At 50.1% G+C, this 357-nt stretch carries 1 pseudogene; it reads right to left on the reverse strand.

Annotated features, from left to right (window positions below):
- Positions 1–226: pseudogene (locus PPOP_RS26215) on the reverse strand (IS3 family transposase); the annotation flags it as partial.
- Between the last annotated feature and the right edge of the window lie 131 nt (positions 227–357).

A 357-nucleotide genomic window follows, 5' to 3' on the forward strand; every position in this document is an offset into this window, starting at 1 on the left:
GGTTCAATACGTTCTCATGGACAGGCAGGTTGTGCTTCGAGTTCGTTGTTGCCTTGTATTTCTTTACCGTACGCGAGCGCAAACCCAGTTCCTTCATGATCCGAGCCACTGTTTTCTCGGAGACATGTACGCCCTCCTTATAAAGCTCTTTGGTGATTTTGGGACTTCCGTATAATCGGCGGGACTCCAGGAAAATACGGCGGATACGCCGCTTTAGCTTGCGGCGACATTCTTCACGCTTGCTGGCCTTTCGGGTTGTCCAATGGATAGATCAGTGCCGGTCTTTGGCGAAGTAGTGCATCGCCTTTTTTAAGATGTCGTTCTCCTCTTCCAGATCACGAATGCGCTTCTGGAGAT

This window comes from Paenibacillus popilliae ATCC 14706, from assembly GCF_000315235.1.
Lineage (GTDB): Bacteria > Bacillota > Bacilli > Paenibacillales > Paenibacillaceae > Paenibacillus_B > Paenibacillus_B popilliae.